Annotated in this window: 8 protein-coding genes and 3 rRNA genes; 6 read left to right on the top strand and 5 right to left on the bottom strand. The window is 66.4% G+C overall.

All coding sequences use genetic code 11. From position 1 onward, the window contains the following. Positions 1 to 78 precede the first annotated feature (78 nt). Entirely contained in the window at positions 79 to 726 is a 648-nt protein-coding gene (locus HDA32_RS29160) for a DUF6230 family protein (protein ID WP_179646199.1), read from the bottom strand. A 577-nt stretch (positions 727 to 1,303) separates the two neighbouring features. On the opposite strand from HDA32_RS29160, the gene HDA32_RS29165 reads away from it, so the two are divergent. Continuing rightward, a complete protein-coding gene (locus HDA32_RS29165; RefSeq protein WP_179646200.1) occupies positions 1,304 to 1,939 on the top strand; it encodes a phosphoribosyltransferase in 636 nt (211 codons plus the stop codon). 54 nt (positions 1,940 to 1,993) lie between these two features. On the opposite strand, the gene HDA32_RS29170 is transcribed toward HDA32_RS29165, so the two are convergent. Beyond that, positions 1,994 to 2,713, bottom strand: coding sequence for a response regulator transcription factor (locus HDA32_RS29170; RefSeq protein WP_179646201.1), 720 nt, complete (start codon positions 2,711 to 2,713; stop codon positions 1,994 to 1,996). Continuing rightward, complete coding sequence (locus tag HDA32_RS29175) at positions 2,710 to 3,912, bottom strand: sensor histidine kinase (protein WP_179646202.1); 1,203 nt, start codon at positions 3,910 to 3,912, stop codon at positions 2,710 to 2,712. Before HDA32_RS29175 ends, HDA32_RS29170 begins: the two co-directional genes overlap by 4 nt. A 177-nt stretch (positions 3,913 to 4,089) precedes the next feature. Here HDA32_RS29175 and HDA32_RS29180 point away from each other — a divergent pair, with 177 nt between their 5' ends. Further along, complete coding sequence (locus tag HDA32_RS29180) at positions 4,090 to 4,317, top strand: hypothetical protein (protein WP_179646203.1); 228 nt, start codon at positions 4,090 to 4,092, stop codon at positions 4,315 to 4,317. Then, positions 4,314 to 5,399, top strand: a complete 1,086-nt coding sequence (locus HDA32_RS29185; RefSeq protein WP_179646204.1) for an AF_0692 family protein — start codon at positions 4,314 to 4,316, stop codon at positions 5,397 to 5,399. Before HDA32_RS29180 ends, HDA32_RS29185 begins: the two co-directional genes overlap by 4 nt. Here the strand turns inward: HDA32_RS29185 and HDA32_RS29190 are convergent. Beyond that, on the bottom strand, positions 5,396 to 6,721 hold the full coding sequence (locus HDA32_RS29190) for an erythromycin esterase family protein (RefSeq protein WP_179646205.1): 1,326 nt from the start codon (positions 6,719 to 6,721) through the stop codon (positions 5,396 to 5,398). The two genes, HDA32_RS29185 and HDA32_RS29190, sit on opposite strands and share 4 nt — an antisense overlap. A gap of 912 nt (positions 6,722 to 7,633) precedes the next feature. On the opposite strand from HDA32_RS29190, the gene HDA32_RS29195 reads away from it, so the two are divergent. The 3 genes from HDA32_RS29195 (at position 7,634) to rrf (ending at position 12,846) form a co-directional block, all read left to right on the top strand. Continuing rightward, positions 7,634 to 9,168: ribosomal RNA gene (locus tag HDA32_RS29195) — 16S ribosomal RNA — on the top strand. Between the two features lie 316 nt (positions 9,169 to 9,484). Next, positions 9,485 to 12,566 (top strand): 23S ribosomal RNA (locus HDA32_RS29200). 161 nt (positions 12,567 to 12,727) lie between these two features. After that, positions 12,728 to 12,846: ribosomal RNA gene (rrf, locus tag HDA32_RS29205) — 5S ribosomal RNA — on the top strand. Together the 16S, 23S and 5S rRNA genes form the textbook arrangement of a ribosomal RNA operon. A gap of 73 nt (positions 12,847 to 12,919) precedes the next feature. Here rrf and HDA32_RS29210 read toward each other — a convergent pair. After that, positions 12,920 to 13,945, bottom strand: a complete 1,026-nt coding sequence (locus HDA32_RS29210) for a DNA topoisomerase IB (RefSeq protein ID WP_179646206.1) — start codon at positions 13,943 to 13,945, stop codon at positions 12,920 to 12,922. Between the last annotated feature and the right edge of the window lie 75 nt (positions 13,946 to 14,020).

A 14,020-nucleotide genomic window follows, 5' to 3' on the forward strand; every position in this document is an offset into this window, starting at 1 on the left:
TCGCGGTCGCGGTCGCGCGCGGACGGCGGACGGCCGGGCGCCGCCGCAGCGGGGCCGCCGGAACGGCCGCATATCCGGTCAGAAGCATTCGGAGTCGCCGCGGGAGACGGCCAGGTTCAGGTTGGAGAGCCGGAACGTGCCGGCGTTGGCGGCCCAGGCCGTCTGCTCCAGGCCCGTGACCGAAATGGTGTCGGACTGCATGCCGAACAGGTCCTGCATGCCCTGGCCGCCTTCGGGACCCTTGTCGAGGGTGGAGGCGTCGCGGCCGAGCTCCATCGAGTCGAACTCCGCGTCGCCGCCCATCTGCTCCATGTCCACGAACAGGTTCTCGGCCTCCACCGGCCGGTCCTCGCTGCCCGCCGTGAGCTTCATGGAGACGCTCCCGAGGACGGGAAACTCCGTCAGCACCGACTGGCAGAGGTTCTGCAGCTCGGCTTCCCTGATCGCCGCGACGGCGACGGGATGGACCTCCTGGCGCACGGTCTGGTCCAGCGATCCGTACATCGCGAATCCGGTCCCGTCGAGGCGGTCCGCCGAGATCTTGAACTGCTGACCCGACACCGCGAAGGAGGCGGCGATCGCTCCGTTCGCCATGGCGATCAGCAGCCCCGCGGCGCCGACCGCGGCCGGAGCGGTGAAAAGGGCGAAACGCGCCCAGTTGGTGTGCCCGGTCGCCTGCTCGGGGAACTCGGGGAACTCGGGGGACTCGGGGGACTCATCCGGCATCTGTGTCTCCTCATCGGACGATGTGCCACGCCGTCATCCCGGCCGTCCCCCCGAGACGGTCCAGGGGCCGGGTCCTCGGTGCGTCGACGATGACGAATGACCGGGGAAGCCGACCGGCGAGTGCGTTCAAGCGCGAGTGAGAATAATGGTGGAGGAAATGCGGCCATGATTTCAAGTGGGGTTGAGCGACGTATTTCAGAAATTTCCCGGGTTCTTTCCCGCTTTTGCTCGGCGAGGGGGTGTCGACTTATTTATTGGCTCTGACCTGCTCTTATGTAAATCGAATGAGGGACTGATCTTCACGGTGGGTGCGCCACAGGCCATTGCCTGAAGGGGTGGAGAGTGTTTTTGTCACCGCTGTGACAATCTATGGTGCTGCTCTTCTCAGCGGAATGAGAAGGGATTCGGGGCGGCCGGAGCGAATTCACCGGTCCAGGGTTCGCCCCCTCGAACGGACACCGCGCGGACACCGCGCGGGCCTCGGGCCCGGCCCCCGGAGGGCCGCCCGGATCCGGGGCCCGGTCCGGGATCCGGCGCGCGCGTTAGCCGACGGGGAGTCAGGGGTAGCGGGCCGGCCATGACGACGTTTCGTGACCGCCGGGACGCCGGTGAGCAGTTGGCCGAACGCATCGCCGGACTGCGACTGGCCGACCCGTTCGTCCTGGCCCTGCCGCGCGGCGGAGTGCCCGTGGCCCACGTCGTGGCCACGGTCCTGAAGGCTCCCCTGGACGTGGTCGTCGCCCGCAAGGTCGGGGCGCCGGGCAACCCCGAGTTCGGGGTGGGCGCGGTGACCGCCGACGGGCCTGCGCTGTTCGACACCGAGAAGCTGAACCTGCTCGGCGTCGACCCCCGCGACCTCGAACCCGCCGTCGAGACCGAACGCGCCGAGGCGCGCCGGCGGCTCGCCGCCTACCGCGACGGCCGCCCGGAGCCGGAGCTCGCCGGGCGCGACGTCGTGCTCGTCGACGACGGACTGGCCACCGGGGTGACCGCCAGGGCCGGCCTGTCCTACGTGCGCGGGCTGCGCCCGGCCTCGCTGCGCCTGGCCGTCCCGGTGTGCTCGGCCGATTCGGCGCGCTCCCTGGGTGAGGAGTGCGACGAGGTCGTCTGTCTGTCCGCCCCGCCGGACTTCCGGGCGGTCGGCCTCTGGTACCAGGACTTCCGGCAGAACACCGACGAGGAGGTCATCCGCCTGCTGCGCGACGCCGGATGATCCGGTGGCGGCGCGGACGAACGCGCGAGACCGGCGCGGAAGGGACTGCGGACCTCAGCGGTCGTCGAGGAGCCCCGCGCCGTGGACCAGCAGCGCGATCTGGACGCGGTTGTTGAGACCGAGCTTGGTGAGGACGCCGGAGACGTGCGTCTTGACCGTGGGGACGCTGAAGTGCAGCACGGCCCCGATCTCGGCGTTGGACCTGCCCTGGCCGACCGCGACGGCGACCTTGCGCTCGCGGTCGCTCAGCACCGCCAGACGCTCCCTGGCCCGGGCGCGGCGCCGGTCCCGGTCGGATTCGGCGACCCGGGTGATGAGGCGCCGGGTCACCGCCGGGGACAGCACCGGATTGCCCCGGGCCACCTGGCGTACCGCGGCCACGATCTCCTCGGGCGGGGTGTCCTTGAGCAGGAATCCGGCCGCTCCGGCGCGCAGCGCGCGCAGGACGTGGGCGTCGGCGTCGAAGGTGGTCAGGACGATGACCTCCGGTGCGCGGGAACGGGAGCGCAGGGCCTCGGTTGCGGTCAGCCCGTCCATCGAGGGCATCCGGATGTCCATCAGGACCACGTCGGGGGCGTGCCGGTCGACCAGGGGCAGCACCTCGGTGCCGTCACCCGCCTCGGCGACCACGCGGATGTCGGAGGCGCCGCCCAGCATCATCGCCAGGCCGGCGCGCACCAGCGGGTCGTCGTCGACGATGCACACGCCGACCGCCTGCTGCTCCGAGGAATCCGGGGAATCCGAGGATCCCGGGGAACTCGAGGAAGAGGTCATGTCGGCCAGGGTAGCCAGGCCGACAGCAGCCAGCCGCCTTCATCGATGGGCCCGTGCTCCAGGCGCCCGCCGGCCAGGGCGACGCGCTCGGCCAGGCCGATCAGTCCCTGACCGGAGGGCCCACCGGGCGCGGGCGCCCCAACGGGCACTTCAGCGGGGGCCGCGTTGCGCACCTCCACGGTCACACCCCGGCCCGGCTCCCCCGCCACGTCGACGCACACCTCGGCTCCCGGTGCGTGCTTGCGGACGTTGGTCAGCGCCTCCTGCACGACCCTGTAGGCGGTGCGCCCCACCCGGTCGGGAACGGATCCCGTGACGTCCTTCCGCAGCTCCACCCGCATCCCGGCCCCGCCCGACTCGGTGACGAGCCGCTCGACGTCGGCGAGGGTGGGCTGGGGCAGCTCGCCGACCGGGGCGCGCAGGACCCCGATGACCTCGCGCAGGTCCTGCAGCGCCTGGTGGGCGCTCTCCCGGATCACCGCGGCCGCGCGGGCGACGTCCTCGGCCGGGGCGTCGGGCCGGTACTCCAGCGCGCCGGCGTGCACGCTCAACAGCGACAGCCGGTGGCCGAGCACGTCGTGGATCTCCCTGGCGATCGCGTCGCGGGCCTGGTGCTGGGCCTGCTCGGCGCGCAGGTGGGCCTCCGCCTCGGCGCGCTCCGCCCGATCGCGCAGCGACAGCACGAGTCGGCGCCGATGGTGGACGACCATGCCCCAGCCGACCGCGGCGCCCTGGACCGTGACGCCGAACAGCAGCAGCAGGAGCGGGGGCGTGTCGGGCTCGGGGCGCAGCACGACGTAGACGAGTGCGGTGAGCACGCTCAGCGCGAAGACGGCCGTCGAGGTCCGCGGAGGCCGGTGCACCGCGACCGTGAACAGCGCCACCAGCATCGCGCCGGCGACCATCTCCGAGAACGCCGACAGGGACACCAGCACCACGGCGAGCCCGACCGGCCAACGGCGGCGCAGCCACAGCGCGGCGCAGCCCAGCGCGCCGACGAGCTGGTCCAGGTTGAACAGCCACACCGGTATCACGTCGGGTACCGCCGACGCCTCGATGCGCAGGCCGGACGTGAAGATCCCGTAGCCCACCGCCAGCAGGAACAGACCGATGTCCACGAGCCAGTCGCGCAGGCTGCGCCGGGGTGCGGATGCGGGCGCGGGGGCACTCGCGGGTGCGGTCGCGGAACCGTCGTCCATGCTCCCGAACCTATCCACCGGGAGGGCGGATTCCGCGGGTTCGAGCGGCGGACGATACCGAAGTCGCGGCGACCGCTACCTTCGTCGGCTCCGACGCCCGGGATCGGCTACGCCGGCCGCGAAGGGAGGTCCCGATGACCGATCCGCGCAGCGGCGGCCGATCCCTAGCGTCGAGGCATGCGCAAGGTCATCCAGACAGTGGGGTTCGTCATCGCCCTCATGGGCGTCAGCGGCACCATCGACTACCTGGCCGTCCAGCCCGTCTTCGGGTTCCTCAACGTCGTCAACCGCCTCGTCATCCCCCGCGTGGACTTCCTGACCGGCTACGAGCTCTACGCGAACCTGAGCCTGGCGGTTCTGGGCGTCGTCGTGGTCGTCGCTGCGGAACGGATCCGGCGGTCGTGACGTCCGACAGCGGCCCGCCACGGTCGGCACGTTCGACACCGTCCCCGCACCGCGCACCGCCCCGCAGGGCCCGCTGGCCCCTGGCCGTCGGGCTTCTGCTCCTCGCGCCGCTGTGCGCCGAGTACGTCACCGGCTACGACACCAGCACCGGAGATCCCCTGGCGCTCGCCGGCGGCCTGCTGATCCTCGCCCCGCTGTACGGCGCCCCCGCCCTGCTGATCCGTGAGACGGCGCGGCGCCTGGGGGTGCGGTGGCCGGGGATTCTCGCCCTTGCGGCCGCGTTCGGGGTCGTCCAGGCCGGTGTGGTGGACCAGTCGCTGTTCAGCACGTCCTACCGGGACATCGAGTACTGGGACGACATGCTGCTGCCGACGCTCATCGAGCCGCTGGGCCTCAGCGCGAACAACGCCGTGGCCTTCGTCGTGGGCCACGCCGTCTGGAGCTACGGCGTCCCGATCGCGCTCGTGGAGTCCCTGCACCCCGCGGCGTCCCGGCGGCCGTGGCTGCGCGCGCCGGGACTCGCCGTGACGGCGTTGCTGTACCTGGGGGCCGCGGCGCTGATCCTGTCCGACCACCTCCACAACGAGGCGGACCACGCCTCGGCGGCGCAGGTCACCGGATCGCTCGTCGCCGTCGCGCTCCTGGCGGCCCTCGCCTTCACCATCGGGCGCCGACGCCCTCCGTCCCGGGACGCCGCCGTGCCCGGGCCCTTCGTCATCGGAACCCTCGGCCTGGCCGCGGCCCTCGCGTTCAACCTCGTGCCGCCGACCTGGCCGGGCGTCGCGGCCGCACTCGCCGTGTCGGCGGTCGGCGCCGCGTCCGTCGCCCACCTGTCCCGATCGGGACGCTGGGGCGGCCGCCACGTCGCCGCGCTCGCAACGGGCGCCCTGCTGGCGCGCGCCGCCATCGGGTTCCTCGCCGTTCCCCTGGGCGACGTCGCGCCGCTCGCCAAGTACGCGCACAACACCGCGTTCCTCGCGGGCGCCGTGCTGCTGGGCGCCTGGGCCGCGTGGCGCAACCGCCCCTCCGCAGGTGCGGGCGCCGCCCGCGCCGAGCCGCTCGACGACGACCCGGTGCGTTAGACGGCGCTGGGGTAGGTCTCCGGCTCCCCCACCGCCGGCTCGTAGTCGTGGAGGGGAGTGAGCGCACGGGTGCGGTCGCAGTACACGAAGGCGTCGTAGCGGCGGCCCAGGACGGTCGGCACGTAGTTGCCCCAGCGCTCCTGCCCGGGCCGGTAGACCACGCCGATGGCGCGGTGCTCCGCCTCCTCGCGCAGCCAGCGCGGGTGGCCGCGCTCGGGGAAGGGGAAGACGAACAGCGTGTTCCCGTCGGGGACGGCGCCGTGCAGCCGCGCTTCGATGCTGTCGGGCCGGGCCGGCGGCACCGACATCTCCCGCGGCCGGTCGCCCCACCGGTCGGCGGCGATCACGCTGCCGGAGTGCGAGCCGAACCCGACGATCAGCACGTTGTCGTCCCCGTGCCGTTCCCGCACCAACTGGCCCACGTTGACCATGCCGACCGAGCCCATGTCGGTCGCGCGGGCGTCGCCCACGTGGGTGTTGTGCGCCCACACGATCACCTTCGTGTCGCCGCCGTGGTGACGGACCAGCCGGTCGAGGGTGTTGACCATGTGGTGGTCGCGCACGTTCCAGGAGTCCGGCCCGCCGCGCAGCATCGCGCGGTAATAGCGCTCCGCACCGGCCACGACCTCGGCGTTCTGCTCGACCGCGAAGCGGGCGAACCGGGGATCGAGCGGCGGCTGGTCGGTCGGCTCCAGCGCCGGTGTCTCGCGGCGCAGCTCGGCCAGCAGCGACACCACTTCCGGCTCGCAGCTCTCGGGAACCAGGCCGACCGAGCGGGCGTAGGACTGCGGATCCTCCGCGTAGGGCTCGAAACAGCGGTAGGCGGCGAGCGCGGCCTCGACGTGTTCCGGCTCGTGCTCGCGCAGGTAGTCCAGCACGGAGCGCAGGGAGTCCCACAGGCTGTAGACGTCCATCCCGAAGAAGCCGACCCGCTGCTGCATCGGCACCTCCATGTTGCGCCGGCGCAGCCGACGCAGGAAATGCAGCACTTCCTCGTTGGCCCACATCCACGTGGGCCAGCGGACGAAGTCGTCCAGCACCGCACGCGGGTCCTCGGGGGAGGCGGGAGAACCGGTGACGCAGGAGTGGATGGCGAGGCAGTCGGGCCAGTCGCCCTCAACCGCGATCAGGGTGAAGCCCTTCTCCTCGATCAGCCGCCGGGTGATCTCCGCCCGCAGTCCGTAGTACTCCGATGTGCCATGGGACGCCTCACCGAGGAGCACGAAGCGCGCGTCGCCCACCCGTTCGATCAGCGGGTCGAGGTCCGCTTCGCTGCGCAGCGAAGTGGCGTATCGATGGATCTCCTCGTCCGTGTGCCTCATGGACCCGTCCTCCCATGGCGGTGGAGCTCTTCTCGTCGTCCTTCTTCGTCGCCGCGTCATCGGCGCGCGACCGCGCCCGCCGCTGCGGGAGCCCTGGCGGGGACGCTGAGGGCCCGGCTACCCGGCGACCGCGTTCTCACACTCGGGAGGAGGGAGGGGAGGGGGAACCCGTGCACGGACGCGCGGTCAAGCGGTCAAACGGCCGACTCGGGACGAATGGCGGACAAGCGGTGGGCGAGCGGCGGGCGAGTGTCCCAGATCACATCCGTCCGAGTTGGCGTCGTCGCGAGCCGGGACTATAGTTCATCGAGTCGCCTGAAACGGGTCGGGTCCTCGGCCCGTCCGAGGCGGCCGTCTTCCGGGCGCAACGGACATCAGCCGATGATGGCCGAGCCCGACACCCAACGGTCCTGAACGCAGATTCGCTCTGGCATGCTCGCTGTGCCCGTAAAGAATCGGTGGGCATTTACCGTGTTCGGTGGTCAGGAAGTTCCAAAACGTCAATTTGGCGAAAGCGGAAACGGCCTGATAATGTGAAGACACAACGGAACGAGGGGCCGGGCAAAAAGCCCGAAACCGGATTCCGAATCCCATATTGATTGGGATCTCACGAAAAGTGCCGATTTGGCGCCGGACTGAGAGCCTGATAGTGTGGGAACATAACAAAGCGGAAGCGCCGCCTCTTGAGAAGAGCCTTTCGGGCTTGTGTCGGATGAGCGGTTGTTTTTTGAGAACTCAACAGCGCGATGTTTGTTTTTCTTTATAGCCATGTTTGTTTTGGCCCCGTGCATCGTCCGTTGGATGGTGTGGGGTTCCTTTGATTGGCCGACCCTTTTTGTTGGGTTGGTTGGTCGGGGTTGTTCTCTTCGAGGTTTCCCTCCTGCCCTGGTCGGGGTGGGGGGTGTTTGGCCTTTGATGGAGAGTTTGATCCTGGCTCAGGACGAACGCTGGCGGCGTGCTTAACACATGCAAGTCGAGCGGTAAGGCCCTTCGGGGTACACGAGCGGCGAACGGGTGAGTAACACGTGAGTAACCTGCCCCTGACTTCGGGATAAGCCCGGGAAACCGGGTCTAATACCGGATACGACGCCGGCCTGCATGGGCTCGGTGTGGAAAGTTGTTTCGGTTGGGGATGGGCTCGCGGCCTATCAGCTTGTTGGTGGGGTGATGGCCTACCAAGGCGGTGACGGGTAGCCGGCCTGAGAGGGCGACCGGCCACACTGGGACTGAGACACGGCCCAGACTCCTGCGGGAGGCAGCAGTGGGGAATCTTGCGCAATGGGCGGAAGCCTGACGCAGCGACGCCGCGTGGGGGATGACGGCCTTCGGGTTGTAAACCTCTTTTACCACTCACGCAGGCATCCGGTTTTCCGGGTGTTGACGGTAGGTGGGGAATAAGGACCGGCTAACTACGTGCCAGCAGCCGCGGTAATACGTAGGGTCCGAGCGTTGTCCGGAATTATTGGGCGTAAAGAGCTCGTAGGCGGCTGGTCGCGTCTGCTGTGAAAGCCCGGGGCTTAACTTCGGGTGGGCAGTGGATACGGGCCGGCTTGAGGTAGGTAGGGGAGACTGGAATTCCTGGTGTAGCGGTGAAATGCGCAGATATCAGGAGGAACACCGGTGGCGAAGGCGGGTCTCTGGGCCTTACCTGACGCTGAGGAGCGAAAGCGTGGGGAGCGAACAGGATTAGATACCCTGGTAGTCCACGCCGTAAACGTTGGGCGCTAGGTGTGGGGACTTTCCACGGTCTCCGTGCCGTAGCTAACGCATTAAGCGCCCCGCCTGGGGAGTACGGCCGCAAGGCTAAAACTCAAAGGAATTGACGGGGGCCCGCACAAGCGGCGGAGCATGTTGCTTAATTCGACGCAACGCGAAGAACCTTACCAAGGTTTGACATCGCCCACGTACCCGTAGAGATGCGGGGTCATTTGGTTGGTGGGTGACAGGTGGTGCATGGCTGTCGTCAGCTCGTGTCGTGAGATGTTGGGTTAAGTCCCGCAACGAGCGCAACCCTTGTTCCATGTTGCCAGCACGTGGTGGTGGGGACTCATGGGAGACTGCCGGGGTCAACTCGGAGGAAGGTGGGGATGACGTCAAGTCATCATGCCCCTTATGTCTTGGGCTGCAAACATGCTACAATGGCCGGTACAGAGGGCGTGCGATGCCGTGAGGTGGAGCGAATCTCTTAAAGCCGGTCTCAGTTCGGATTGGGGTCTGCAACTCGACCCCATGAAGGTGGAGTCGCTAGTAATCGCGGATCAGCAACGCCGCGGTGAATACGTTCCCGGGCCTTGTACACACCGCCCGTCACGTCACGAAAGTCGGCAACACCCGAAACGTGTGGCCCAACCCCTTGCGGGAGGGAGTGCGTGAAGGTGGGGCTGGCGATTGGGACGAAGTCGTAACAAGGTAGCCGTACCGGAAGGTGCGGCTGGATCACCTCCTTTCTAAGGAGTCTGTGAGAGTCAGCCGTTTTTCCGACGTGGTTGACGGACTCGAGAGTGGACCCGATGTTCTGGCGTTTCTGCTGGAGGTCGTCGGGGTGGCGTGAAGGAGAACGAGCAGTCCCCTGGTCGTCTGGAAGGGCCGGGGGCGCGCTGTTGGGTGTCTGAGGAAGCAACCGCTGGTTGTTTTCCGCGGGTGCCATCCCATGCGAAGACGCTGGTTGTCCCGGGTTGTTTCGGGTTTGCCGGTTGTTTTAGCCGGGTGTGTGGTGTGTGTTTTGATTTGTGGATAGTGTGCGCGAGCATCTTGTATCTGTGGTGGCCAAGTTAGTGTGGCATACGGTGGATGCCTTGGCACCAGGCGCCGATGAAGGACGTGGGAGGCCGCGATAGTCCACGGGGAGTTGTCAACCGGGCGTTGATCCGTGGGTTTCCGAATGGGGTAACCTAGCCTGTTTCATAGCAGGTTGCCGCTGCCTGAATGTATAGGGTGGTTGGTGGTGACGCGGGGAAGTGAAACATCTCAGTACCCGTAGGAAGAGAAGACAATAGTGATTCCCTGAGTAGTGGTGAGCGAAAGGGGATGGTGGCTAAACCGTGCGCGTGTGAGACCCGGCAGGGGTTGCGTGTGCGGGGTTGTGGGATGCATCTGGCCTAGTCTGCCGGCTGGGCGCGGTGATGGTCGGGTTAGCTGAAGTCGTTGGGAAGCGACGCCGGAGTGGGTGAGAGTCCCGTAGGTGAAGGCCCGGTCTAGCCGTTGGTGTGGTCCCGAGTAGCGCGGAGCTCGAGGAATTCCGTGTGAATCTGGCAGGACCACCTGTCAAGCCTGAATACGTCCTGGTGACCGATAGTGCACGAGTACCGTGAGGGAAAGGTGAAAAGTGCCCCGGTGAGGGGTTGTGAAATAGTACCTGAAACCGTGTGCTGTCAAGCCGTCAGAGCCTTTCGGGGTGATGGCGTGCCTTTTGAAGAATGAGCCTGCGAGTCGTGGTGTGTGGCGAGGTTAACCCGGGTGGGGTAGCCGTAGCGAAAGCGAGTCTGAAGAGGGCGTGTGAGTCGCATGCTGTGGACCCGAAGCGGGGTGATCTACCCATGTCCAGGGTGAAGCGGAGGTAAGACTTCGTGGAGGCCCGAACCCACCAGGGTTGAAAACCTGGGGGATGAGGTGTGGGTAGGGGTGAAAGGCCAATCAAACTCCGTGATAGCTGGTTCTCCCCGAAATGCATTTAGGTGCAGCGTCGTGTGTTGCTTGCCGGAGGTAGAGCGACTGGTTGGCTGATGGGCCCGACAAGGTTACTGAGGTCAGCTAAACTCCGAATGCCGGTGAAGTTAGCGCGGCAGTGAGACTGCGGGGGATAAGCTTCGTAGTCGAGAGGGAAACAGCCCAGATCATCAGCTAAGGCCCCTAAGCGTGTGCTAAGTGGGAAAGGTTGTGGAGTTGCTGAGACAACCAGGAGGTTGGCTTAGAAGCAGCCATCCTTTAAAGAGTGCGTAATAGCTCACTGGTCAAGTGGTTCTGCGCCGATAATGTAGCGGGGCTGAAGTGCACCGCCGAAGCTGTGGATGCACACCGTTGGGTGTGTGTGGTAGGGGAGCGTCGTGCATGAGGTGAAGCCGCGGGGTGACCGTGTGGTGGATTGTGTGCGAGTGAGAATGCAGGCATGAGTAGCGAGACCGGCGTGGGAAACGCCGGCGCCGATTGACTAAGGGTTCCTGGGGCAGGTTAATCCGCCCAGGGTGAGTCGGGGCCTAAGGCGAGGCCGACAGGCGTAGTCGATGGATAACGGGTTGATATTCCCGTACCCGTTCACGTGCGCCCGTACCGGGGCCTCTGAGACTAACCACCACCGAAGCTGCTGGTGGCCTTCGGGCTTCTGGCGGTGGAGGCGTGGGGCCTGAGGGGGTAGTAGGTAAGTGATGGGGTGACGCAGGAGGGTAGCTCTACCGGGCGGTGGTTGTCCCGGGATAAGCGTGTAGCCCGGAGTGCAGGCAAATCCGTGCTCCGTTGAGGGTGAGGCGTGATGTCGAGGCGTTGAGCCGAAGTGAGTGATCCCATGCTGTCGAGAAAAGCCTCTAGCGAGTGCGTGGGCGGCCCGTACCCGAAACCGACGCAGGTGGTCAGGTCGAGTAGACCGAGGCGTTCGGGTGAACCATGGTTAAGGAACTCGGCAAATTGTCCCCGTAACTTTGGGAGAAGGGGAGCCCTGTCCGGTGAGCACACGTGCTGTGTGAGCTGGGTGGGGTCGCAGATAGCAGGGGGAAGCGACTGTTTACTAAAAACACAGGTCCGTGCGAAGTCGTAAGACGCGGTATACGGACTGACGCCTGCCCGGTGCCGGAACGTTAAGAGGACTGGTCAGCCCGTTTCGGCGGGTGACGCTGGGAATCTAAGCGCCGGTAAACGGCGGTGGTAACTATAACCATCCTAAGGTAGCGAAATTCCTTGTCGGGTAAGTTCCGACCTGCACGAATGGCGTAACGACTTCCCCGCTGTCTCAACCATGGGCCCGGTGAAATTGCACTACGAGTAAAGATGCTCGTTTCGCGCAGCAGGACGGAAAGACCCCGGGACCTTCACTATAGCTTGACATTGGTGTTTGGGATGGTTTGTGTAGGATAGGTGGGAGCCGGTGAAGCCGCCACGCTAGTGGGGGTGGAGGCGTTGGTGAAATACCACTCTGACTGTTTCGGGCATCTAACCTGGGACCGTGATCCGGTTCGGGGACAGTGTCTGGTGGGTAGTTTAACTGGGGCGGTTGCCTCCTAAAGGGTAACGGAGGCGCCCAAAGGTTCCCTCAGCCTGGTTGGCAATCAGGTGTTGAGTGTAAGTGCACAAGGGAGCTTGACTGTGAGACGGACGTGTCGAGCAGGTGCGAAAGCAGGGACTAGTGATCCGGCACCGGCGTGTGGAAGCGGTGTCGCTCAACGGCTAAAAGGTACCCCGGGGATAACAGGCTGATCTTCCCCAAGAGTCCATATCGACGGGATGGTTTGGCACCTCGATGTCGGCTCGTCGCATCCTGGGGCTGGAGTTGGTCCCAAGGGTTGGGCTGTTCGCCCATTAAAGCGGCACGCGAGCTGGGTTTAGAACGTCGTGAGACAGTTCGGTCCCTATCCGCTGCGCGCGTTGGAGACTTGAGAAGGGCTGTCCCTAGTACGAGAGGACCGGGACGGACGAACCTCTGGTGTGCCAGTTGTCCCGCCAGGGGCATGGCTGGTTGGCTACGTTCGGGAGGGATAACCGCTGAAAGCATCTAAGCGGGAAACCTGCTTCGAGATGAGGTCTCCTGCCACCGTGAGTGGGTAAGGCCTCCAGTAGACGACTGGGTTGATAGGCCGGGTGTGGAAGCACTGCGAGGTGTGGAGCTGACCGGTACTAATCGGCCGAGGGCTTGTCCACCGCAGATGACTGGATGCTCGCGCACACGAATCCGCCCCCCCGGGAGGGGGTGCACGGATCGCACACACTGGTTTGATTTCTTCATATGGTTTCGCGCTTTTTTCCGCGCGGCCCTTAGGTTTCCCCGGTGGCCATGGTTTGTGGTTGTTGGGGTGTGGGGTTTGCGGTGGTGATGGCGGGAGGGTCACACCCGGTCCCATTCCGAACCCGGTCGTTAAGCCTCCCAGCGCCGATGGTACTGCCTCCATGGTGTGGGGTGGGAGAGTAGGACGCCGCCGCATTTTCTTGCAGAGGGGGCGGGGTTGGCCAGGCATCGTCTGGCCGGCCCCGCCCCCCTCTTTTTTTGCGCCTTTTTCAGTTCTCCCGGAGCATCTTCCGGACGGCGTCTTCGATGTCGCCCTGCGTCGACAGTTCTCCGTACTCGGCTTCGGCGCCGATCTTGCCGAGTCGCGGGGCGATGGTGATCCCTTCCTCGTACAGGGTGAAGAGCCGCGGATCGATGTAGGAGGCGCGGGCGACCGCGGGGGTGTTGCCCAGGTACTCGGCGACCTCCTGGGCCACCCGGGCTTCCGCGCGGTTCTCCCCCGTCCGGCTCTGCGCCGCCTTGGTCGAGACGGCCAGGCCCACGGCGGCGAGCACGGTGGCGTGCCAGGTCCGGAAGTCCTTGGCCGTGTACTCCTCGCCGGTGAGTTCCTGCAGGTAGGCGTTGATGTCGTCGGTGGTGACATCGTGCCATCCCTCGCCGACGCGGTAGGCGAGCAACTCCTCGCCGCCGCCCTTCCGCCTCTTGAGCCCGGCGACGAGCCGGCACACGTCCTCCTCCAGTAGTTCGACCTCACGCCGCTTGCCGCCCTTTGCCGGGTAGTGGAACGTCACGCGGTTGCGCGAACAGCTGACGTGCTCCCTGAGCAGGGTCGCCAACCCGTACGTCTCGTTGTTCTCCGCGTAGCTCTCACCACCCGAGCGGAAGAACCCGAGGTCGATGAGGCGCAGGGCGGCACTCAGGACGCGGTCGCGGCTGAAGCGCCGCTCGCGGAGGTGGAAGTGCGCGATCTCGCGGATCTTGGGCAGCCATTCGGAGAAGACCAGGACCTTGTCGTACTTCTCCCGGTCGCGCTGGGCGCGCCAGTCAGGGTGGTAGAGGTACTGGAGCCGACCTGCGGAGTCGGTGCCGGTGGCCTGGATGTGGCCGCCCGGGTGCGGTGAGATCCACACGTTCCGCCAGGCCGGTGGGACCACCAGCGCCTTGACGCGGGCGCGTTCCTCCTCGCGCAGCGGCCGCCCTTCGGGGTCGAAGTAACGGAAACCGCGGCCGCACCGCCGCCGGGTGATTCCCGGTTCGTTGAGGTCGCTGCGGTGTACCTCGCCCGATGCGCTCATCGGCCCTTCCACTGCCCGCCCCCCTCGTTTCCAAACGCCGCCGATTGCGGCAGTGTGTGGACCTGACCGGACTCG

Source organism: Spinactinospora alkalitolerans, from assembly GCF_013408795.1.
In the GTDB taxonomy this organism is placed as follows: domain Bacteria; phylum Actinomycetota; class Actinomycetes; order Streptosporangiales; family Streptosporangiaceae; genus Spinactinospora; species Spinactinospora alkalitolerans.

Coding starts and splice junctions, on each gene's coding strand:
- HDA32_RS29160 (WP_179646199.1), bottom strand. CDS start 726: ATGCCGGATGAGTCCCCCGAGTCCCCCGAGTTCCCCGAGTTCCCCGAG.
- HDA32_RS29165 (WP_179646200.1), top strand. CDS start 1,304: ATGACGACGTTTCGTGACCGCCGGGACGCCGGTGAGCAGTTGGCCGAA.
- HDA32_RS29170 (WP_179646201.1), bottom strand. CDS start 2,713: ATGACCTCTTCCTCGAGTTCCCCGGGATCCTCGGATTCCCCGGATTCC.
- HDA32_RS29175 (WP_179646202.1), bottom strand. CDS start 3,912: ATGGACGACGGTTCCGCGACCGCACCCGCGAGTGCCCCCGCGCCCGCA.
- HDA32_RS29180 (WP_179646203.1), top strand. CDS start 4,090: ATGCGCAAGGTCATCCAGACAGTGGGGTTCGTCATCGCCCTCATGGGC.
- HDA32_RS29190 (WP_179646205.1), bottom strand. CDS start 6,721: ATGAGGCACACGGACGAGGAGATCCATCGATACGCCACTTCGCTGCGC.
- HDA32_RS29210 (WP_179646206.1), bottom strand. CDS start 13,945: ATGAGCGCATCGGGCGAGGTACACCGCAGCGACCTCAACGAACCGGGA.